Origin of the sequence: Pseudomonas sp. Yb2C2, from assembly GCF_052112325.1 — a bacterium.
Lineage (GTDB): Bacteria > Pseudomonadota > Gammaproteobacteria > Pseudomonadales > Pseudomonadaceae > Aquipseudomonas > Aquipseudomonas marginalis.
In genome coordinates this window covers 52,407-74,743 of the sequence record NZ_JAVAJK010000007.1, presented here as the reverse complement: position 1 = coordinate 74,743, position 22,337 = coordinate 52,407, and the positions used below count along the sequence as shown (strand labels likewise).

Annotated in this window: 15 protein-coding genes; 9 read left to right on the top strand and 6 right to left on the bottom strand. The window is 63.1% G+C overall.

The genetic code is table 11. The annotated features are described in order from the left end of the window. Positions 1 to 32 precede the first annotated feature (32 nt). From Q8X51_RS11720 to Q8X51_RS11710, 3 genes are read right to left on the bottom strand one after another with little or no spacing between them, the layout of a single operon-like run. Complete coding sequence (locus tag Q8X51_RS11720; protein ID WP_065924837.1) at positions 33 to 248, bottom strand: DUF1289 domain-containing protein; 216 nt, start codon at positions 246 to 248, stop codon at positions 33 to 35. Next, the gene (locus Q8X51_RS11715) at positions 245 to 769 is read right to left on the bottom strand and encodes a gamma carbonic anhydrase family protein (RefSeq protein WP_065924838.1); all 525 of its coding nucleotides are present in this window, start codon (positions 767 to 769) and stop codon (positions 245 to 247) included. Before Q8X51_RS11715 ends, Q8X51_RS11720 begins: the two co-directional genes overlap by 4 nt. A 35-nt stretch (positions 770 to 804) precedes the next feature. Next, positions 805 to 1,407, bottom strand: a complete 603-nt coding sequence (locus tag Q8X51_RS11710; protein WP_407693880.1) for a CoA pyrophosphatase — start codon at positions 1,405 to 1,407, stop codon at positions 805 to 807. Between the two features lie 146 nt (positions 1,408 to 1,553). On the opposite strand from Q8X51_RS11710, the gene Q8X51_RS11705 reads away from it, so the two are divergent. The 8 genes from Q8X51_RS11705 to Q8X51_RS11670 all read left to right on the top strand — a co-directional run bounded on the left by Q8X51_RS11705 (position 1,554) and on the right by Q8X51_RS11670 (position 15,880). Continuing rightward, positions 1,554 to 2,105 (top strand): NUDIX hydrolase, encoded by a 552-nt coding sequence (locus tag Q8X51_RS11705; RefSeq protein WP_065924840.1) that lies wholly within the window; start codon positions 1,554 to 1,556, stop codon positions 2,103 to 2,105. 37 nt (positions 2,106 to 2,142) lie between these two features. Beyond that, positions 2,143 to 2,646, top strand: a complete 504-nt coding sequence (locus Q8X51_RS11700) for a L,D-transpeptidase family protein (RefSeq protein ID WP_027605448.1) — start codon at positions 2,143 to 2,145, stop codon at positions 2,644 to 2,646. Between the two features lie 262 nt (positions 2,647 to 2,908). Beyond that, complete coding sequence (locus tag Q8X51_RS11695; protein WP_065947911.1) at positions 2,909 to 3,667, top strand: GntR family transcriptional regulator; 759 nt, start codon at positions 2,909 to 2,911, stop codon at positions 3,665 to 3,667. A 10-nt stretch (positions 3,668 to 3,677) separates the two neighbouring features. Continuing rightward, positions 3,678 to 4,784 (top strand): N-acetylglucosamine-6-phosphate deacetylase, encoded by a 1,107-nt coding sequence (nagA, locus tag Q8X51_RS11690; RefSeq protein WP_407693879.1) that lies wholly within the window; start codon positions 3,678 to 3,680, stop codon positions 4,782 to 4,784. After that, on the top strand, positions 4,765 to 5,787 hold the full coding sequence (locus tag Q8X51_RS11685) for an SIS domain-containing protein (protein WP_407693878.1): 1,023 nt from the start codon (positions 4,765 to 4,767) through the stop codon (positions 5,785 to 5,787). The genes nagA and Q8X51_RS11685 overlap by 20 nt, the downstream gene beginning before the upstream one ends. Before the next feature lie 29 nt (positions 5,788 to 5,816). Beyond that, positions 5,817 to 8,327: a phosphoenolpyruvate--protein phosphotransferase gene (ptsP, locus tag Q8X51_RS11680; RefSeq protein ID WP_407693877.1), complete on the top strand. Its 2,511-nt coding sequence runs from the start codon at positions 5,817 to 5,819 to the stop codon at positions 8,325 to 8,327. Between the two features lie 27 nt (positions 8,328 to 8,354). Further along, the gene (gene nagE / locus Q8X51_RS11675; protein WP_407693876.1) at positions 8,355 to 10,061 is read left to right on the top strand and encodes an N-acetylglucosamine-specific PTS transporter subunit IIBC; all 1,707 of its coding nucleotides are present in this window, start codon (positions 8,355 to 8,357) and stop codon (positions 10,059 to 10,061) included. A gap of 80 nt (positions 10,062 to 10,141) precedes the next feature. Beyond that, positions 10,142 to 15,880 carry a membrane-targeted effector domain-containing toxin gene (locus Q8X51_RS11670; RefSeq protein ID WP_407693875.1) on the top strand — a complete coding sequence of 1,913 codons (5,739 nt, stop codon included), beginning with the start codon at positions 10,142 to 10,144 and terminating at the stop codon, positions 15,878 to 15,880. 94 nt (positions 15,881 to 15,974) lie between these two features. On the opposite strand, the gene Q8X51_RS11665 is transcribed toward Q8X51_RS11670, so the two are convergent. Further along, positions 15,975 to 16,286, bottom strand: a complete 312-nt coding sequence (locus Q8X51_RS11665) for an NGG1p interacting factor NIF3 (RefSeq protein ID WP_065924847.1) — start codon at positions 16,284 to 16,286, stop codon at positions 15,975 to 15,977. A gap of 4 nt (positions 16,287 to 16,290) precedes the next feature. Continuing rightward, positions 16,291 to 20,187, bottom strand: coding sequence for a phosphoribosylformylglycinamidine synthase (gene purL / locus Q8X51_RS11660; protein ID WP_407693874.1), 3,897 nt, complete (start codon positions 20,185 to 20,187; stop codon positions 16,291 to 16,293). Between the two features lie 286 nt (positions 20,188 to 20,473). Here purL and mltF point away from each other — a divergent pair, with 286 nt between their 5' ends. Continuing rightward, positions 20,474 to 21,934 carry a membrane-bound lytic murein transglycosylase MltF gene (gene mltF / locus Q8X51_RS11655; protein ID WP_027605438.1) on the top strand — a complete coding sequence of 487 codons (1,461 nt, stop codon included), beginning with the start codon at positions 20,474 to 20,476 and terminating at the stop codon, positions 21,932 to 21,934. A 128-nt stretch (positions 21,935 to 22,062) separates the two neighbouring features. On the opposite strand, the gene Q8X51_RS11650 is transcribed toward mltF, so the two are convergent. After that, on the bottom strand, positions 22,063 to 22,335 hold the full coding sequence (locus Q8X51_RS11650; RefSeq protein WP_065924849.1) for a PTS transporter subunit EIIB: 273 nt from the start codon (positions 22,333 to 22,335) through the stop codon (positions 22,063 to 22,065). Between the last annotated feature and the right edge of the window lie 2 nt (positions 22,336 to 22,337).

Below are 22,337 nucleotides of genomic sequence, written 5' to 3'. Positions count from 1 at the left end.
TGTGGGAGGGGGCTTGCCCCGATGGCGGTCTATCAGGCACCGGATTTCCCAGAAACCATAAACACCAACCCACTCGCCACCGCCCGCTCATGGCACAACCCCAACACCACCCGGCGCTCGGCGTTGTCCATGCGGCTCCAACGCGTAATCTCATCCACGGTGCGCTGGCAGCCGGTGCAGATATCGTCATCGTCCAGCGCACAAATGCTCACGCACGGCGAGGCGACGGGGCGTTCAATCGGGTTCATTCTTCCTGCTCAACCAGGTCCCGCGCGTAACGCTGGGCGTTATGCACATAGTGCGCGGCGCTGGCTTCCAGCATCCGCTTCTGTGCGTCGGTCAACTCACGCACGACTTTGCCCGGCGAGCCCATCACCAGGGAGCCATCGGGAATTTCCTTGCCTTCGCCGATCAACGCGTTGGCGCCGATGATGCAGTGCTTGCCGATCTTGGCGCCGTTGAGGATCACCGCGTTGATACCGATCAGGCTGTAATCGTCGACCGTGCAGCCATGCAGCATGGCGTTATGGCCGATGGTCACGCCGGTGCCCAGGGTCAGCGGGTAGCCCATATCGGTGTGCATCACGCTGCCGTCCTGGACGTTGCTGTTCTTGCCGATCAGGATCAGCTCGTTGTCGCCACGCAGCACCGCGTTGAACCAGACGTTGGCGCCCTCCTCCAGCTTGACCTTGCCCACCAGCGTGGCATTCGGCGCCACCCAGCTGTGTGGATGGGTCTCGACGCGGGCATCGCCCAGGCGGTATTTCATGCTGTTCCCTCACGGCTGGCCGTTCAAACGACGGCTTAGGTATTGATGAAGCTCTTGGGCGGCTGGTGCAGGCTTATCTGGGCGTCGTCATAAAGCAGATTGATCAACTCGACGATCATGATTGCCGTCAGGCCCCAGATCTTGTATTCGCCGAAGCGATAACTGGGCACGTACCAACTGCGACCCTGGTAATCGATTCGGTGGGTATGTTCGCGTGGATCCTGTCGGAAAAAGTCCAGGGGAACGCTGAAGACGGCAGCGATTTCAGCATCGTTGGCCAGGTACTCGACGTAGTCGGGGATCACCCCCACATAGGGCGTGACCCGGATGCCGTGCAGGGAGATCAGCGGGCTCAGCGGGCCGATGACTTCCACCAGGCCGGGGGGCAGGCCGATTTCTTCTTCGGCTTCACGCAGGGCGGTGAAGATCAGGTCCGGGTCTTCGGGGTCGCGGCGCCCGCCGGGAAAGGCCACTTCGCCACCATGGGTCGACAGGCCGCTGGCGCGCAGGGTCAGGATCAGCTCAGGTTCGTAACTGCGGGTAATCGGCACCAGCACCGCGGCCTCGGGGAAACGCCCGTCGGTTTCCAGCGTGTGGGGGGTGTGATTGCTTACCCGGCGAAGTAGCTCGTCCAGCATGAGTCATCTCGGTCTGTTGGCTACCTTGCATCATGCACCAAAGCGTGCGGGTGCCCAACCCCAAAACCCGGCAGGTGTCGCTAAACGACAACTTGCAGGCCCCCGCCCGCCACGCCAAGATAGGCGCACTTTCCAGGAACCCCAGCATGAATTTCTGTAGCCAGTGCGGTAAACCGGTGACCCAACGCATTCCCGAAGGCGACGGGCGCCTGCGTTTTGTGTGTGATCACTGCTCCACCATCCACTATCAGAACCCCAATATCGTCGCCGGTACCGTGCCAGTGTGGGGCGATAAAGTGCTGCTGTGCCGTCGTGCCATCGAGCCGCGCCTGGGTTACTGGACCCTGCCCGCCGGTTTTATGGAAAACGGCGAGACCGTCGAACAGGCCGCCACGCGCGAAACCCTGGAGGAAGCCTGCGCCCGCGTGCGCAACCTGGCGATCTATACGCTGATCGACGTGCCGCATATCAGCCAGGTGCATATCTTCTACCGCGCCGAACTGGTCGACCTGGACTTCGCCGCCGGCCCCGAAAGCCTCGAAGTGCAGCTGTTCGACGAGGCGGACATCCCTTGGTCCGAGCTGGCTTTCCGCACGGTCGGGCGTACCCTAGAATACTTTTTCGCCGACCGCCGCCAGCAGTCCTTCCCGGTGCGCAGCGAAGCCGTGCCACCTCTTTCTTCAAAGCCCGCCCAATAACCATTCGGCAGCTCGTCGCCACAGGGATACCGTTTTAATGCGTTGGTTGCTTGCTCTGATCTGCCTGTCGTTCGCCACGCTTTCGCCGGCCTCTACCGTGGAAACCCTGGGCGGCAAGACGGTCGAAAAAGTCCTGGTGCTCAAGTCCGCCCACCAATTGCAGTTGATCAACGACGGCAAGCCCCTCAAGACCTATCGGATTTCCCTGGGCAAAAACCCCAAGGGCCACAAGCTGATCGAGGGCGACCGCCGCACCCCGGAAGGCCTGTACTGGATCGACTGGCGCAAGACCAGCGACCGCTACTACCTGTCCATGCACATCTCCTACCCGAATATCAGCGATGCCGCCCGCGCCCGCCGCGAAGGGGTGAAGCCCGGCAGCATGATCATGATCCACGGCACGCCCGACACCGAAGAGTACCCGGAGCAGTGGTTCCACACCCTGGACTGGACAGACGGCTGCATCGGTATGCGCAACGTCGACATGCGCGAAGTCTGGAACCTGGTCAAGGACGGCACGCTGATCGAGATCCGCCCGTAAATCTTCGACCGTTCGTAATTTAATTAAAAATATTTCCCTCCCCCTCCCACGCCTGCCGGTGAATACCAGTTCACCGCGCGGGCTGCGCACTTCTGCGCGCGATAAAGACCTCTCTAATACCACTTGATACCGGGCACCATTAAGGCGCCCTGAAACCGGTACTCGCACCGTTTTGGCAGCATTGACATGGTATTTAAGTGGTATTAGCTTCCGGCCAATACCGGGCGACAACACTCCAATAACCGCATCGGAAACCTCATAGATGAACCCCATCCTGACGCTGCGTCCCGACGACAAACAATCCACGCCGCTGTACCTGCAATTGGCCCGCAACCTGGAAGCGGCGATCCATGCCGGCCAGTGGAAATCCGAACAGGCCCTGCCCTCGGAGCGCGCCCTCAGCGAACAGCTGAGCATTTCGCGGGTGACCGCCCGTAAAGCGCTGGAAGTGTTGTTCGCCCAAGGCCTGATCCGCCGCAGCCAGGGTTCCGGCACCTTTATCACGCCACGCCTGGAACAGCCGCTGTCGCGCTTGTCGGGGTTCAGCGAGATGTTGCGCCTCAAAGGCTTCGTGCCCAGCTCCCAATGGCTGGAGCGCGACATCACGCCGCCGACCCACGAAGAGCTGATACGCCTGTGCCTGTCGCCCACCGACAAAGTGGCGCGCCTCAAACGCCTGCGCAAAGCCGATGACACAGTGATGGCCATCGAGATGACCGCCATGCCCGCCTCGGTGCTGCCGCAGCCGCAAGCCATCGGCAATTCGTTGTACGAATACCTCGAAAGCATCGGCAAGCCCATCGTGCGCGCCCTGCAACACATCCAGGCGATCAATGCTTCGGACGAGTTCGCCAGACTGGTGGGCATCGCCCCCGGCACCGCCATGCTGTTGATGACTCGCGTGGGCTACACCGCCGACAACACGCCGATCGAAATCACCGACACCTACTGCCGCAACGACTACTACGACTTCGTCGCAGAACTGCGCCGCTACGACTTTGCCGCCGAGTTGCGGCCTTAGAGAACTGCCCATGTCCGAAGACAATATCCTCACGCCCCACGGCTGGATGCGCGGCCGCCTGGTGCACCAGCACGGCAAGGTCATCGCCATCGAGGGCGAACCTTGCGACCCGGCTGAAAACGACTTGCCCTACCTGCTGCCGGGTTTTATCGACCTGCACGTCCACGGCGGCGGCGGTAAAGACATCATGGAAGGCGCCGACGCTTTCGAGACCATCACCCGCACCCATGTGCGTTTTGGTACGACGTCGCTGTTGGCCACCACCATGACCGCGCCGGTGGATGAAATCTCCAGCGTGCTCGGCCAACTCGGCGGCTTTTGCGAGCAACGTCCTAGCGGCAGCGCCCGCGTACTCGGCGTGCACTTGGAAGGCCCTTACATCAACCCAGGCAAACTCGGCGCCCAACCCAACTTCGCCCACACCGCGCTGATGGCGGAAGTGGAAACCTACCTGCGCCTGGCGCCGATCCGCGTGATCACCATCGCGCCGGAAATCGCCGGCCACGATGCGTTGATCCGCACCCTCAGCGAACGCGGCGTGCGCATGCAGATCGGCCACACCCTGGGCAGCTATGAAGAAGGCGTCGCCGCCCTCGCCGCCGGCGCCACCAGCTTTACCCATTTGTACAACGCCATGAGCCCGTTGCATCACCGTGAGCCGGGCATCGTCGGCGCCGCGCTGGCCCACGCCAAGTACGCAGAATTGATTCCGGACCTGCTGCATGTGCACCCCGGTGCCATGCGCGTAGCCCTGCGGGCGATCCCGTGCCTGTATTGCGTCACCGATTCCACCGCCGCCGCCGGCATGCCCGATGGCGAATACAAGCTGGGCAGCCACACCGTGACCAAATGCCTGGGCGGTGTACGCCTGGCCGACGGCACCCTGGCCGGCAGTACGCTGACCATGGACCAGGCGCTGCGCAACCTGGTGAAGATCGGCCTGCCGATCAGCGAAGCCTCACAACGCCTGTCGCAATTTCCTGCGGATTACCTGGGCCTGGAAGAACGCGGCCGCCTGCAACCGGGCAGCTTTGCCGACTGCGTACGCCTGGACCGCTCCCTGCACCTCACCGACGTCATGGTCGAAGGAGAAACCATTGTCTTCAAAAATGCTTGAAGAGGCCTTGGCCTCCGCTGACGCCGTCGCGGCACAACTGCAACGCCTGGGCCCACTGCTGGAAGAAGTCGCCGGCCGCCTGCGCCGCCAGCCGCCGCAGGTGGCGATGACCATTGCGCGGGGCAGCTCGGACCACGCCGCCAGCTACTTCGCCTACCTGGCCATGCAGCATGTCGGCATCCCGGTGGCGTCGTTGCCGATGTCGGTGGTGACCTTGTTGCAAGCACCCATGAAAGTCAGCGGCCAGGTAGCGTTCGGTTTCTCCCAGTCGGGGCAAAGCCCGGACCTGGTCAACAGCTTGCGCCTGCTGCGCAAGCGTGGCGCCTTGAGCATCTCGCTGGTCAACGCCGAAGACTCGCCGCTGGAAGCCGCCTGCGAATTCCATGTACCCCTGTGCGCCGGGCCGGAACTCAGCGTGGCCGCGACCAAGAGCTTTATCGCCACCCTCAGCGCCAGCGCGCTGTTGATCGGCCACTGGAACCAGGAGCCCGACTTGCTGCAAGCCTGCCAGGCCCTGCCCGAAGACCTGCGTGAAGCCGCCGGGCAGGACTGGACGCCCGCCATCGAGGCGCTGCGCGGCTGCCAGCAACTGATGGTGATCGGCCGTGGCGCCGGGTTTGCCATCGCCCAGGAAGCCGCGCTCAAGCTCAAGGAAACCTCGGCGATCCAGGCCGAAGCCTTCAGCAGCGCTGAGGTGCGCCACGGGCCGATGGCCTTGATCGGCGCGGACTACCCGCTGCTGGTCTTCGCACCACGGGGTGCCGAGCAAGCCGGCTTGTTGAGCCTGGCCGCCGATATGCGCCAACGCGGTGCCCGCGTGCTGCTCGCAGCACCGGACGATATCGCCGAACGCGACCTGACCCTGAGCCGCGCCGACCACCCGAGCCTGGACCCGATCCTGGCGATCATGAGTTTCTACGTAATGGCCGCCGGCCTGGCGGTTGCCCGCGGCATGGACCCGGACCAGCCGCGCCACCTGAGCAAAGTTACCCGCACTCACTGAGTCGCGCTTTCCTGATGAGTACCGTGCCCATGCCCAACAACAATAATGAACTGACCCTCAACGCCCCCCTCAGCGGGCCGTTACTGGCCCTGGGCAACGTGCCTGACGACGTGTTCGCCAGCGGCGCCCTGGGCGACGGCATGGCGATCGACCCGCTCAACGATTGCCTGCATGCGCCGTGCGATGGCGTGGTCATCCACGTCGCCCGCACCGGCCACGCCTTGACGATACGCGCCGACAACGGCGCCGAAGTGTTGCTGCACATCGGCGTCGACACGGTCGAATTGAACGGCGAAGGGTTTGCCCTGCTGGTCAAGGAAGGCGCCCGGGTCAGCAATGGCCAGGCGCTGGTGCGCTTTGACCTGGACCGTATCGCCCGCCAGTGCAAAAGCCTGGTCAGCCTGATCATCCTCACCAATGGCGAACATTTTGAACTGCGCCCGCTGGCCGCGAAAACCGTCAAGCAGGGCGACCCCTTGGTGCAGGTTGTGCCGCGTGCGAACGCAGCGCAGCAAACGGCTGTGGATTACGCCGTCGCCGAAGCCAGCGCCAGCGTGCACGTGACGCACCGTGGCGGCCTGCACGCACGACCGGCGGCGTTGATTCGCAAGACCGCCCAGGGTTTCAGCAGCCAGGCGCAGGTGCACTTCGGCGCCAGGTCGGCCGCCTGCGACAGCCTGATCGGTCTGATGGGGCTGGGCATTGGCGAAGGCGACGAGGTGCGCGTGACCTGTCGCGGCAAGGACGCCGAAGCCGCGCTGCAGGCGCTGGTCGCGGCCTTGTCCGCCGCCGTCAAGGCTGAACCCCACGCACCGGTCGTCGCCATGCCGCGCCGGACAACCACGGAAGTTGATGTGTTGCAGGGCGTGTGCGCGGCACCGGGACTGGTCTGCGGGCCGTTGTTTCGGCTGGCGGGTATCGAGTTGCCGTCGGACCCCGGCCATCACGTCACTGACGAACAACTGCAACGCCTGGACGCAGCCCTGGAGCAGGTGCGCGGTGAAATCCGCAGCACCCTGGACCAGGCTCGCCAACGCAAGGCCGTCGAAGAAGAAGAGATCTTCGCCGCCCACCTGGCCCTGCTCGAAGACCCCGCCCTGCTGGACGCCGCCACCGAAGCTATCGAACACGGCAGCGCCGCCACCCATGCCTGGCGTGATGCGATCCAGGCGCAGTGCGCGGTATTGCTGGCCCTGGGCAAGCCGCTGTTCGCCGAACGCGCCAACGACCTGCGCGACCTGCAACAACGGGTCCTGCGCGCACTGTTGGGTGAAGCCTGGCATTTCGAATTGCCTGCGGGAGCGATTGTCAGCGCCCATGAACTGACCCCTTCGGATTTGCTGCAACTGAGCGCGCAACAGGCTGCCGGGATCTGCATGGCCGAAGGTGGCGCCACGTCCCATGTCGCCATCCTGGCGCGGGGCAAAGGCTTGCCATGTGTCGTCGCGTTGGGCACTGAGGTGCTCGATGTGCCGCACGGCCAGCGCGTGGTGCTCGACGCCGGCAACGGCCGCCTGGAACTGGCCCCCAGCGAGGCGCGTCATGCCGAAGTCCACCGGATCCGCGACGCGCAGATACTGCGTCGCCGGCAGCAACAGGCCCAGGCCCAACAACCGGCGCAAACCCGCGATGGCGTGAACATCGAAGTGGCCGCCAATGTCGCCTCCAGCGCCGAGGCCCAGGTGGCCTTTGAAAATGGCGCTGACGGTGTCGGCCTGCTGCGCACCGAATTCCTCTTCGTCGACCGCCGCACGGCGCCGGATGAACAGGAGCAGCGCCAAGCCTATCAAGCTGTGATGGATGCTATGGGCGACAAGTCGGTGATCATCCGCACCATCGATGTGGGCGGCGACAAACAACTCGACTACCTGCCGCTGCCCGTCGAGGCCAACCCGGTCTTGGGCCTGCGCGGTATTCGCCTGGCGCAGGTACGCCCGCAGCTGCTGGATCAGCAACTGCGTGCGCTGCTGCAAGTGTGCCCCTTGGAGCGCTGCCGCATCCTGCTGCCGATGGTCAGCGAAGTCGACGAACTGCTGCACATTCGCCAACGCCTGGATCAATTGTGCGCCGAGCTGGAACTGACCCAGCGCCCGGAGCTGGGGGTGATGATCGAAGTGCCCGCCGCCGCGCTGATGGCCGAGCAGTTGGCCGAGCACGCGGACTTCTTATCCATCGGCACCAATGACCTGTCCCAGTACACCCTGGCCATGGACCGCGACCACGCCGGCCTGGCTGCGCGGGTCGATGCGCTGCATCCGGCATTGCTGCGGCTGATCGCCCAGACCTGCGCCGGCGCGGCCAGGCATGGCCGCTGGGTCGGTGTCTGCGGGGCCTTGGCCAGCGACCCGCTGGCCACGCCGGTACTGGTCGGCCTGGGGGTCAGCGAGCTGTCGGTCAGCCCGCCGCAGATCGGCGAAATCAAGGACCGCGTCCGCCACCTGGACGCGGCGCAATGCCGGCAACTGAGCCTCGGCCTGCTCGACCTGAGCAGCGCCAGGGCGGTTCGCCAAGCCTGTCAACACCACTGGCCGCTGAGCTGACAACAACAAGAAAAAAGGAGACACGCCATGTACCAACACTTTATTGAAGGCCTGCAACGCCTGGGCCGTGCGCTGATGCTGCCGATCGCGATCTTGCCGATCGCCGGTCTCTTGCTGCGCCTGGGCGACACCGACTTGCTCAACATCGCGGTGATGCACGATGCCGGGCAGGCGATCTTCGCCAACCTGGCGCTGATCTTCGCCATCGGTATTGCCGTGGGTTTTGCCCGTGACAATAACGGCACCGCTGGCCTGGCCGGGGCAATTGGTTACCTGGTGATGATCTCCACGCTCAAGGTGATGGACACTACCATCAACATGGGCATGCTCGCCGGTATCGCCAGCGGCTTGATGGCCGGTGCGCTGTATAACCGCTTCAAGGACATCAAGCTGCCGGAGTACCTGGCGTTCTTCGGCGGGCGGCGGTTTGTGCCGATTGTCACCGGGTTTTCAGCGGTGGCGCTGGGGGTGATTTTTGGCTTGATCTGGCCGCCTATCCAGCACGGGATCAACAGCTTCGGCGTATTGCTGATGGAAAGCGGCAGCCTCGGCGCGTTCGTGTTTGGCGTGTTCAACCGCCTGCTGATCGTCACCGGCCTGCACCATATCCTCAACAACATGGCGTGGTTTGTGTTCGGCAGTTTCACCGACCCGCTGACCGGTGCGGTGGTCACTGGCGACCTGACCCGCTACTTCGCCGGCGACCCCAAGGGCGGCCAGTTCATGACGGGGATGTTCCCGGTGATGCTGTTCGGCCTGCCCGCTGCCTGCCTGGCGATGTACCGCAACGCCCTGCCGGAGCGGCGCAAAGTCATGGGCGGGATCTTCCTGTCGATGGCGCTGACCTCCTTCCTGACCGGCGTGACCGAACCCATCGAATTCGCGTTCATGTTCCTCGCGCCGTTCCTTTACCTGCTGCACGCGCTGCTCACAGGCCTGTCGATGGCCGTCACCAATTTGCTGAACATCCACCTGGGCTTTACCTTCTCCGGTGGGTTTATCGACATGGTGCTGGGCTGGGGCAAGTCCACCAATGGCTGGCTGATGGTGCCGGTGGGCCTGGCCTATGCCGTGATCTACTACAGCGTGTTCAGCTACTGCATCCGTCGCTTCAACCTCAAGACACCGGGCCGGGAAGATATCCAGGCCGCCCCGACCGAAGTCATGACCGACCATCAACGGGCCAGCGCCTACATCCGTGCGCTGGGCGGCGCTGACAACCTGCTGAGTGTCGGCGCGTGCACCACACGCCTGCGCCTGGACATGGTCGATCGCAACAAGGCCGTGGATGCAGAGCTCAAAGCCCTGGGCGCGATGGCCGTGGTGCGCCCCGGTAACGGCGGCAGCTTGCAGGTGGTGGTGGGCCCACTGGCGGACAGCATTGCCGACGAGATTCGCTTGGCCATGCCCACGTCCGGCCAGCCATCGTCGCCCTCGGCCCCCGCTCAACCCGAGGCCGGCGCTGTCACCCCGCCACACGCCGAACACTGGCTGAATGCACTGGGCGGTGCGCGTAATGTGTTGCAGTTGGAGTGCGTGGCCATGAGCCGCATTCGCTTGAAGCTGGCTGATGACCACGCGCTGTCCGAGCAGCAGCTCACAGCCCTGGGTTGCCAGGGAATCCGCCAGCTCGACGACGGCATCTGGCACTTGCTGGTGGGTGAATCGGCCCAGGGCTTGAGCAGCGCACTCAAGGCCCTGGCCAACCGTGATCCGGTGCACACCAGCGCCTGACATCGCGACTTATCTACCGCCTTGCCAACGGTGCAGCGCTCCATGCTGAGGTTCCTATCATCAGCATGGAGAGCGCGCCTGTGAACACACCATCCCAGGCCTTTGAAGGCATCGAAAGCAACCTCAATCAGATCGGTCATCACCTGCTCAATGTCGAAGCACCGCTGTTGCCAGAACACAAATCCTCAGCCGAACAGGCCTATCTGGAAAAAACCAACGCAATCCTGGCGAGCTACCGGCAGCAGTTCCTGCACAAGAGCCGAACGCTTTACCAATCGCTGAAACAGCGTGACCTGCCCCAACAACTGGTCACGCTCAAGGCCACACTCAACACCCATCTGGAACACCTCGACCGCTACGAGCAGATCGACGGAAAACCGCGTAAATCCTTCATGACCTTTGAAGCCGGTTTCACTGCCCTTGCCAACGAAACCGCCCTGAGCGCCCAGGACCGTCTGCTGCACCCGCAACAACAGGCCATGCTGGAGCGTGTGCCGCTGGGCAGCACACTGCGGCCTGGTTTCTATGCGTTGACCCTGGACTATCAAGCACAAACCATCGAACTGGCCGGGGCCTTTGTCCTGACCGAACGCACCAGCCCGGTCGTCACCGACCTTTCCTCCATGCCGGCCGTGGGCGAAGTGATGCTGTTCACCCCCACGCGCGGGATTGAAACCTTTGGCTCCCTGCCTCAACTGAACGCGCATTTGCAGCGCGGCATGGATGACGCCGCGCAACGCCGCGACTTCATGCACCTGCTGCCGGTGCGCTACCACCACATCAGCCCCGGCGCGATCTGGCCGCTGGCACTGACGCCCATCAATGACCGGCCGCTGTTCGAACACACCTACAACGCCCTGATCGATAAGCGCAACGCAGACATTGACCATGCCCTGAGCCTGGTGAACAACCCCGAGCAGGCCGTGGACACGCTGATCAGCGCACTGGACCACGCCATCGTCGCGTCCCTGCCCGACCTGGCCGCACGCCTGGCGTGGCGTGCCCAGCGCGTGCTGGAGCGCTACCTGCGCCAGAGCGCCCCGGACTGGTACCGGAGCGCCAGCGAAACCCGCCGGGCCGAATTGGCCAGGCACCTGGCAGACTACAACACCGCCCGCCAACACCTGCTTGAACTGCTGGGCCCGGTCACCACGCCTGCAACACTGGCCCGCTATCAACTGCTGGAGCGGCTGAGCGAAGACCTGGATATCCACGACCTGGAACCGGAACGCCTGGTGATCAATACCCGTCGCTACGTCTCCCCCATCGGCGAGTACGAACACGACCGCAACCTGATCGACCTGACCCTGCGCGGACTGCACGAAGGTGACGAGCAGACGGGCTCGGACTTCCTGAAAAAAACCACGCTCACCTATCAAGAGGCGCCACTGCCAGAGGCATACAAGGACCTCACCGTGACCTGGCTGGTACAGACGCTTAGCACCCTGCAACCGCGCCTCGACTTCGCCGCTGCGCAACAACAGATGCATGCAAAACCCGAAACCAGCCTCGCGATCGAACAGATGCTCGACCAAAGGATCAACGCGCTGGCCTATACCGCCGTGCTCGAGGGCCATCTCAGTGAAGACGACTTCCAATTGGTGCAGACCCTGCGCCAAGGCACCGACGCCCGCCTGAGCGCCGCAACCCTGTCTCTGCATGAGGCCCAGTTGCAGGATATGTGGGTGCTGCGCCAGAGCGACGGCAACGGCAAGGTCATACGCCTGCTGCTGTGTACCCCTGAGGCACCTGGGCGGCAGCAATTCCAGGCATTCGACGATGAGGTTGCCTGCCAGCAGCACATCCTTGGCTGGAGCCTGGACAACGGTTCGAAACAACCGCCCGGCACCCTCACCGATTACCTGATCACGCGGGTCGCCTTGCGCTTTCGTGCAGCGATGAAGCAGGTCTTGACTGGCCTGAGTTTCAAGCCTCATGCCGAGGAATACAAAGAGGTCCGCTTTGGCAACATCGGCAACCATGCTCATTGCCTCAAGGCCATGTCGGCCCATGTGCTGGCGACACGGGTCGACGACTATGCCTTCAGCACACCGGACTGGTACCGCTCCACCAGTAACGCCAACCGCCAGAAGCTTTTGAAACTGGCTGACGACGCCGAGGGTGCACTGCATGCCTACAACGCCTTTGCGCTGTCCGATGCGCACTTCCCCAGCTTCCCCAGCTTTGTGCATAAGCAGGCAAAAAAGCGCCTGAACGAGCTGCTGGGACGTCACCAGAACGATGTCGACCCCGATACCGTCTGGGCCTTCTCGCCGCCGGCACTGCTCGGCGCCTGGACGCCGAAACCGCTGACCTACACCCAGCTGTACCGTGACGGCTACGCGGACGGCGTGGGTTTTCTCGATGAAAAGTTTTCGCGGGCGGCCCGCTTCAAAGGTCCCAACGGCATTGACCTGAGCCCGCTGACCGCAGAAAAGGTCGCCCGCTCGGTCACCGGTGTGTGGATCGGCCAGCGCTACATCAACGAGGTCAGGGCCCGCCTATTGAATGTCGGCAGCGCGGATTACGAGTTGCGGCGCAATGCAACCCTGAGCATCACCCAACGCCAGATGCAGAACGCTGCCTTGGAGTGCCGCCTGCAAGGGCATATCGCCGGGGTCGATTGGGAGTGGCTTGAACGCAGTATCGCCAGCATGAGCAGTACCGCCACCGACCAGCGCGGCACCTATGCCATCCATCGACTGCTGGTCGACGGGGAGTGGGTCATCGACACCTTCCTGTTCAGCCACAGCGGCTTCCCGACGTTGCTCTACACCCCCAACGCACCGGATGGCATCAGCTTTCGCGAGGCCCGGCAGTTCAATTACCTGCTGAAAAAAATTCCCGGCATGGTCGGCTATTTGACCCTGCGGGTAGGGGCCCAGTCGCAGACACGAGTACGGACTTTCCTGGAAAACGCCAAGGCGCAGTTACCCGAGGACCTGAACAAGACCTCCGTCAGCCTTGCGCGCTACGACGCCACCCGCGTGCCCCTGCCGGACCTGCGCCAAGCGCTTTACAACATGAAGCTGCAGCGCAAGATCGACGATGTTGAAGGCACCACGGTCAATCGACTCAAGATGATCACCGGTATTCTGTGGACCTGCGTGGAGTGGGTCACTGCGATTGCCACCGCGCCCTTCCCCGTCCTCAGCCTGAGCCTGAGCCTGAGCCTGGGCATGCTGCTGGCGTTCAAGGACGGCATGCTGGCCTTGCACGCTTACCAGCAGGGCGATACCGGCGCCGCACTGGAGCACTTGATCGGCTACATGCTCAACAGTGCCGGCGCCGCATTCACCGATCTGCGCCCGGCCCTAGTGTCCCTCAGGCAGCTTGCCCGACCCGCCGTGAGCCCGATCGCCAGGCGCACTGCCGTCCCCAGCGAAGCCTTGAAACTTGTCCAGCCTCTGCAACCCAAGCCCTTGGCCCTGGAAGACATGCAAGCGGTACTCTTCGATGGCCAAGCGCTGTGGGCGAAGAAAACCCCGGACCCCATCGGCCGCTACCTGCTCTACCGACTGGACCCGGCCAGTGGCAAACTGGTCTCCACCACACGCGTGGCAGCCCCGGATGCGCAAGGCGTCTGGAGCCGCACCGGGATCACCGGCGGCGCACCTAAATATGAAAAACTGCCCGACACACCGGAGCCGCTCAAGCCCTATGAAATACCGGTGAAGTACGCGAGCAAACTGGAACTGGCGATCAATCCGGATGTGCGGGCCAGCATCGTGCAGCGGACTGAATGGGAGTTCGGCTCGCGGGAGGGCGCGCTGGGGCACGTCGCCAGCGAGTTGCACTCCCTGCGCACCACTTATTTGCAACAGGCCGAACGCTTGACGAGTGACGCCGAAGAGTTCTTCAAACACCTTGATCCGTTGCCGGCCCGCGCCGACGTCCCGGCCATCGACGCCGACGCCTCATTTACGCAACTACTGGCCAGCGATGCCTTGGCCGCAAACCGGCACTTGGTCATCGGCGCGGCACCAGGCTCCATCGCCAGTAAAGAACTCCTGATAACGCAAATGGACAGCTTGCTGAGCAAAGGCTTCAAGTACCTGTACATCGAGCACCTGCCTGCCGATTTATTCCGCACAAAACTGCAGAAGCTCAACACCGGTAAATCCTGGCAGCACATCGAACGCCACCTGAAGACGATTGACCAGGCGTTTGGCTTCGCCGAAGACGCCGAGTATTCGTTTGTCGCCCTGGTGCGCCAGGCGCAAAAAAAGGGCTTGAAACTCAGAGCCCTCGACGCCTCGACCTCGTATCAACTGGAGGATGCCCTGCAAATGGGCGACACACCGGCGACGACGCCGCGGGATAACGCGGCCAGGAACTTCTATTCCCACAAGACCATCGAGACCGACGCCATCGACGAGCCCGACGCTCGCTGGATCGCGTTAGTGGATTCCTCGCGCCTGCGTACCTTCGATAAAACGCCGGGCCTGGCCGACTTGCACGACGCGGTGGCCTTGCGGGTGGACGATGTCGGCCCAGGCCAGCCGGTGGGCATCTGGATCGACGAGCCGGGCGCCATCGTCGGCGATCCACTGGCCCACGCTGACTACCGGCTGACCCTTCACACAGCCTATGCGGCGCCCGAGCCGGTAACGCCATCCGGTGCTGCGTCAGTCGCTGTCGCCAACCACTTCAGCGACTACGACATCGCGCCGCCGTTGCGCGCCAGCATCGCTCAACAGGCTACTACGCGATATGGGCTCAATACACGTTACTACTCGACGGCCCCCGATCATCGCGAAGCACTCCAGGCGTTCCAGAACACCAGGGAACGCCTGAGCACCGAGGCACAAACCTATATGGCCAGCCACGTGCCGCCCACCAGGCCCGACCCTTCGGTTCTGGGCTCGCCGAAAACCCCAGAGGCGCTGCTGGAAAGCATCCGTCACAGCGAGTTCACCGGACTGGTGATCGGTGAAGGGCACCGGGCGGAGTCCAGCAAACGGTTGTTGCGCGAGCACATGGGGCACCTCAAGGCGCAGGGGTTCAAGTCCCTGTACGTAGAACACCTGATGACCGATTTGCATCAGGCAGAGCTGGATGCCTTCCTGCGCACCCAACACCTGCCGGACACCCTCAAGCGTTACCTGAACTATCTGGACCAGGGGCAAATGCGCGGCTACAAAGGCCGCGATACGTACACGGAAGTCATCCAGGCAGCCGGCAAGCATGGCTTGCGCGTCCGCGCCCTGGACTGCGCCGCCAGTTATCACCTCAAAGGGCTGGGTGGGGACATGTCTGTAACGCGCAACCAAATATTCAGCTACTTCGCCTCAAATGTGATCAAGGCCGACCAGGCGGCGCATGGGCCACACAAGTGGGTCGCGTTCATCGGCAGCACTCACACCAACAACAACCTGGGGGTGCCCGGACTGGCGGAACTGCAAGGTGCCGTCAGCCTGCATGTCAGGGACACGCCCCCCGCGTTGGCGCGAAACATTCGCCCCGGCACCTGGGAGACATTTTCCGAAGGCATAGACCTTGATGCCAGGGCCTTGCGTAGCGACTTAGTTCTGGAGGCCGGTGTGGAAGGCTTAACGGCGCCAGCGCCGTTCGTTCCGGTCGACCGGTCTCGGCTGAAAAGACCCGGCCATTTCCTGATCGAACGCCCAACACCGGCGCAGAACAATGTGCTGCACCGTTCGCGCACCGGGGAAATTGTGTCGACGCCCATCAAGGTCAATGCTGACGGCCTGTATTACGTCGACCGCTGGGAACCGATGCAGGGCAAGCGCTTCAGCTACGAAAGCACCTTGATCAGTGCACTGCGGGTGGAAGTCGGGCTGACCCCCGCGCCCTGAGTCGTTGAAGGCCTGGCCCTGATTGCATGACAGCCAACAAAAAACCCGCTGGCCAAACTGGCCCAGCGGGTTTCTTGTTTTAACAGCCAGCCGATCAGAAATCTGCCAACTGCCACACTTCATACGCCGGTGTCTCGTAGGGGTGGCTGAGCTTCAAGGCCGCGACAACCGCCTTGACCCACTCATCGGCCACCACCAACTCGACCTTCCACTCTTCAACCACTTCAACCTGGCCAACCTGCCCGATAAACGGCTGGCTGCCGTCCAACGCGCGAAACTGGCCCTGGCCCAGCACTTGCCAGGCGCAGCGGTCGTAGTCGCCGATGCGTCCGCCGCCAGCAGCGAAGACGGCGGTTTTCACCGTCTCCACATGGCTGTCGGGCACGAAGAAGGCGAGCTTGTACACGGTCTTAGTTCACCCACACGCGGGCGTTGCGGAACATGCGCATCCAGGCACCGTCTTCGTTCCATTCTTCCGGGCGCCAGGAGTTCTGCACGGCGCGGAACACGCGCTCCGGGTGCGGCATCATGATGGTCACGCGACCGTCGCGGCTGGTGAGGCCGGTGATCCCGCGCGGCGAGCCGTTCGGGTTGGCCGGGTAGCTTTCGGTGACCTTGCCGTGGTTGTCGACGAAACGCATGGCCACGCAGCCGGACAGATCGGCCTCGAGCAACGCCTCTTCGCTTTCGAACTCGGCATGGCCTTCACCGTGGGCGATGGCGATTGGCATGCGCGAACCGGCCATGCCCTGCAGGAAGATCGAGTTGGATTCCTGCACCTGCACCATGGCGACGCGGGCTTCGAACTGCTCGGAACGGTTACGCACGAAGTGCGGCCAGAACTCGCTGCCCGGGATCAGCTCGTGGAGGTTGGACATCATCTGGCAACCGTTGCACACACCCAGGGTGAAGCTGTCGTTGCGCTCGAAGAAACCTTGGAACGCGTCGCGGGCACGGCTGTTGAACAGCGCCGACTTGGCCCAGCCTTCACCGGCACCCAGTACGTCGCCGTAGGAGAAACCACCGCAGGCCACCAGGCCCTTGAACTCATTGAGGTCAACGCGACCGGCGAGGATGTCGCTCATGTGCACGTCGATCGCATTGAAGCCGGCGCGGTCGAATGCAGCCGCCATTTCCACCTGGCCGTTGACGCCCTGCTCACGCAGCACGGCAACCTGTGGGCGGATGCCTTTCTTGATGTACGGCGCGGCGATGTCCTGGTTGACGTCGAAGCTGAGCTTGGTGCTCAGGCCCGGGTTGTCTTCTTCCAGGATCACGTCGAATTCCTGCTCGGCGCAGTCGGCGTTGTCACGCAGGCGTTGGATCTGGTAGCTGGTCTCGGCCCACTGGCGTTGCAGCAAGCGGCGCTGGCCGGCAAACACGGTGTCGCCGTTGAACGAGATGTTGATTTCACCGTTGTTGATCGGCTGGCCGATCACCGCCACGCAGTCGTCCAGGCCAGCGGCGCTGAATTGTGCGAGGACGTCCGGCGTGGCGTCCTGGCGCACCTGGATCACCGCGCCCAACTCTTCGTTGAAGAGGATGCCGTTGATTTCAGAGGCGTCCTCGGCAACGCTGTCGAGCACGATGTTCAGGCCGCAGTGACCGGCGAAGGCCATCTCGACCACGCTGGTCAGCAGACCACCGTCGGAACGGTCGTGGTAGGCCAGCAGGTGGCCGTCGGCGTTGAGGCCCTGGATCACGGCGAAGAAGGCTTTCAGGTCTTCGGCGTCATCCACGTCCGGCGCCTGTTTGCCGAGCTTGCCGTGGGTTTGCGCGAGGATCGAGGCGCCCATGCGGTTCTGGCCACGGCCCAGGTCGATCAGGATCAGGTCGGTGGTGCCCTTGTCCATGCGCAGTTGCGGGGTCAGGGTCTGGCGGATGTCGGTGACCGGCGCAAAGCCGGTGACGATCAGCGACAGCGGCGAGGTGACGCTCTTGTCCACGCCTTCATCGTTCCAACGGGTGGCCATGGACATGGAGTCCTTGCCCACCGGAATGGTGATGCCCAGCTCCGGGCACAGCTCCATGCCGACCGCTTTCACGGTGTCGTACAGACGCGCGTCTTCACCTGGGTGACCGGCAGCGGACATCCAGTTGGCCGACAATTTGATGTCGGACAGCTTGCCGATGCGCGACGCGGCGATGTTGGTGAGGGTTTCACCAATGGCCATGCGGCCCGACGCCGGGGCGTCCAGCAGGGCCAGCGGCGTACGCTCGCCCATGGCCATGGCTTCACCGGTGTAGACGTCGAAGCTGGTAGCGGTGACGGCAACGTCGGCCACCGGCACCTGCCATGGGCCGACCATCTGGTCACGGGCCACCAGGCCGGTGATGGTGCGGTCGCCGATGGTGATCAGGAAGCTTTTGCTCGCCACGGCCGGGTGGTGCAGCACGCGTTCGATGCTGTCGGCCAGGTCCAGGGCGCTTGGGTCGAAATCATCGCCCAGCTCGGCTTCACGCACCGCCGAACGGTGCATGCGCGGGGCTTTGCCCAGCAGCACTTCGAGGGGCATGTCCACTGGGTTGTTGCCGAAGTGGCTGTCGGTCACCGTCAACTGCGGCTCGGCAGTGGCTTCGCCGACCACCGCAAACGGGCAACGCTCGCGTTCGCAGATGGCCTGGAAGCGCGCGAAGTCTTCAGGGCCGACCGCCAGCACGTAGCGTTCCTGGGATTCGTTGCTCCAGATTTCGTGCGGGGCCATGCCCGGCTCGTCGTTTGGAATATTGCGCAGTTCGAAACGGCCACCACGGTCACCATCGTTGACCAGTTCCGGGAAGGCGTTGGACAAACCGCCGGCGCCGACGTCGTGGATAAAGCTGATCGGGTTCTTGTCACCCAACTGCCAGCAACGGTCGATGACTTCCTGGCAGCGACGTTCCATCTCTGGGTTTTCGCGCTGTACGGAAGCGAAGTCCAGGTCGGCCGAGCTGGTGCCGGTGGCCATCGAAGAAGCCGCGCCGCCGCCCAGGCCGATCAACATCGCCGGGCCGCCGAGCACGATCAGCTTGGAGCCGACCAGGATCTCGCCTTTCTTGACGTGTTCTTCACGGATGTTGCCCATGCCGCCGGCCAACATGATCGGCTTGTGGTAACCGCGCACTTCATCACCATGAGGGGTGGTGATGGACTGTTCGAAGGTACGGAAGTAGCCGGTCAGCGCCGGGCGCCCGAATTCGTTGTTGAACGCGGCGCCGCCCAGCGGGCCTTCGATCATGATGTCGAGTGCGGTGACGATGCGCTCAGGCTTGCCGTACGGCACTTCCCACGGCTGCTCGAAGCCTGGGATCTGCAGGTTGGACACGGTGAAACCGGTGAGGCCGGCCTTTGGCTTGGCGCCACGGCCGGTGGCACCTTCGTCGCGGATCTCGCCGCCGGAACCAGTGGCCGCGCCCGGGAACGGGGCAATCGCGGTCGGGTGGTTGTGGGTCTCGACCTTCATCAGGATGTGCACCGGCTCCTGCACCGCGCCGTACTGGCGGGTTTCAGGGTCCGGGAAGAAGCGGCCGGCAACCGAGCCGACGATGACCGAGGCGTTGTCCTTATAAGCCGACAGAACGCCTTCGCTGTGCATCACGTAGGTGTTCTTGATCATGCCGAACAGGCTTTTTTCCTGGCTTTCGCCGTCGATGTCCCAACTGGCGTTGAAGATCTTGTGACGGCAGTGCTCGGAGTTGGCCTGGGCGAACATCATCAGTTCGATGTCGTGGGGGTTGCGCTTGAGACCGGTGAAGGCGTTGACCAGGTAGTCGATCTCGTCTTCGGCCAGGGCCAGGCCCAGCTCGGTGTTGGCCTTCTCCAGCGCAGCGCGGCCACCGCCCAGCACGTCAATCGCGGTCAGCGGCTTGGGCTCGGCGTGGCTGAACAGGCCGGCAGCCTGTTCCAGCTGGCTGACGATGATCTGGGTCATGCGGTCGTGCAGGCTGCTGGCGATCAGCTCGGCCTCGGCGTCGCTGAACCCACCTTCGACGTAGAACGCGATACCACGCTCCAGGCGCTGGATCTTCTCCAGGCCGCAGTTGCGGGCGATATCGCTGGCCTTGCTCGACCAGGGCGAGATGGTGCCGAACCGTGGTAGAACCAGGAACAAGCGGCCGGTCGGCTCTTGAACGGGAACGCTTGGGCCGTACTTCAGAAGGCGTGCGAGCACTTGCTGTTCGTCGGCGGTCAAGACGCCGGTAACGTCGGCGAAGTGAGCAAATTCAGCATACAGGCCTGTAACCGCTGGAACCTTCTGGCTCAGTTGTTCAAGGAGTTTGCTGTGGCGAAAGGCAGAAAGGGCAGGAGCGCCGCGCAGGATCAACATCTTCGGGACAGCCTCGGGAAGGGGTGTGCTTTGAGGCCGTGCATTCTAGCGTAAACCATCGCCAACGGCACCCGAAACGGCACCGCTGGCGGCTGCCGAACGTCAGTTGGCACGGTTTGCACGCTATCGGGGCGTTATCCAAGGCATTCCGCGCAGTTATTTTAACCGTCACAATCGGGCGCCAAGCCACGTTTCTGCGGGTTGCAGCACAGTTTTGGCGGCGCTAGCAGACAAGTCCGCCGCTGTCGAGATATGGCGCCGTGGGCCGTTTGCGTATACTGCGCAGATGTTCTCCCCAACTGCTTTGCGCCCGCGATGCGCCAGATGGCTCATCGTCACCGGACTCTTCCTGATGCTCAGCGCCTGTGTTGATAAACCCAGCACGCTCGAGCGAATCAAGGAGGATGGCGTATTGCGGGTGATTACCCGAAACAGCCCGGCGACTTACTTCCAGGACCGCAACGGTGAAACCGGTTTCGAATACGAACTGGTCAAGCGTTTTGCCGATGACCTGGGCGTGAAGCTGGAAATCGAGACCGCCGACAACCTCGATGACCTGTTCGGCCAGTTGGGCAAACCCAACGGCCCGGTGCTCGCCGCCGCCGGCCTGGTCAGCAGCGAGCAGCGCCAGCAACAGGTGCGTTTCTCCCATCCTTACCTGGAAGTCACCCCGCAGATCATCTACCGCAACGGCCAGTCACGCCCGACGAACGCGGCGGACCTGGTGGGCAAGAAGATCATGGTGCTCAAGGGCAGCACCCACGCCGAACAACTGGCGGCGCTTAAAAAGCAGAACCCGGCCATCGAATACGAAGAATCCGATGCTGTCGAGGTGGTCGACCTGCTGCGCATGGTGGACGAGGGGCAAATCGACCTGACCCTGGTGGACTCCAACGAAGTGGCGATGAACCAAGTGTACTTCCCCAACGTACGGGTGGCGTTCGACCTCGGCAATGCCAGCAACCAGAGCTGGGCCGTGGCGGCCGGCGACGACAACAGCCTGCTCAACGAGATCAACAGCTACCTGGACAAGGTGGAAAAGAACGGCACCCTGCAACGCCTTAAAGACCGCTATTACGGGCACGTCGATGTACTCGGCTATGTCGGCGCCTACACCTTCGCCCAGCATTTGCAGCAGCGGCTGCCCAAATACGAGAAACACTTTCGCGCCTACGCCAAGGAAGAAAAAGTCGATTGGCGCCTGCTTGCGGCTATCGGTTATCAGGAATCGCTGTGGCAACCGGCGGTCACCTCAAAGACCGGCGTGCGCGGCCTGATGATGCTGACCCAGAACACCGCCCAGGCCATGGGCGTGTCCAACCGCCTGGATGCCAGGCAAAGCATCATGGGCGGCGCCAAGTACCTGGCCAAGATCAAGGACGAGCTGGACGACAAGATCGCCGAGCCCGACCGCACCTGGTTCGCCCTCGCTGCTTATAACGTCGGCACCGGCCATCTGGACGACGCGCGCATCCTGGCGAAGAAGGAAGGCCTGAACCCGAACAAGTGGCTGGATGTGAAGAAGATGCTGCCGCGCCTGTCGCAGAAGCAGTGGTACAGCAAGACCCGCTACGGCTACGCCCGAGGCGGCGAGCCGGTGCACTTCGTGGCGAACATCCGGCGCTACTACGACATCCTGACCTGGGTGACCCAGCCCCAGCTGGAGGGTAACCAGGTGGTGGAAGGTAATCTGCATGTGCCGGGTGTGGATAAAACCAAGCCGCCGGAAGACACCCCGCAGCTATAAGAACACTGAAAAAACTAAAATGTGGGAGGGGGCTTGCTCCCGATGGCACAGTGTCAGCCACTGCATAGGCTGACTGATACACCGCCATCGGGAGCAAGCCCCCTCCCACATTTGGATCTCCACCGGTTTCAGAGGCCGGTGATCAGGTGTACCACTCCTCCCGCCAACACCATCACACCCGGCACACCTGCCGCTTTCAAAGCCGCCTCATCCAGCCGCCCCGCATCCTGCAATTGCACCCTCACCCGCGTCAGCGCCACCCGCCGCTGCGACTTGAGATTATCCGCCCCACCCAACGCGCTCAGCACCTCAGCCGACAACAAACCCGGCGCCGCTACGGTCTCGGCAATCAAGTCCGGCGTCAGAGCCTTCCAGAACGCCTGCTTCAATTTATCCAACATGC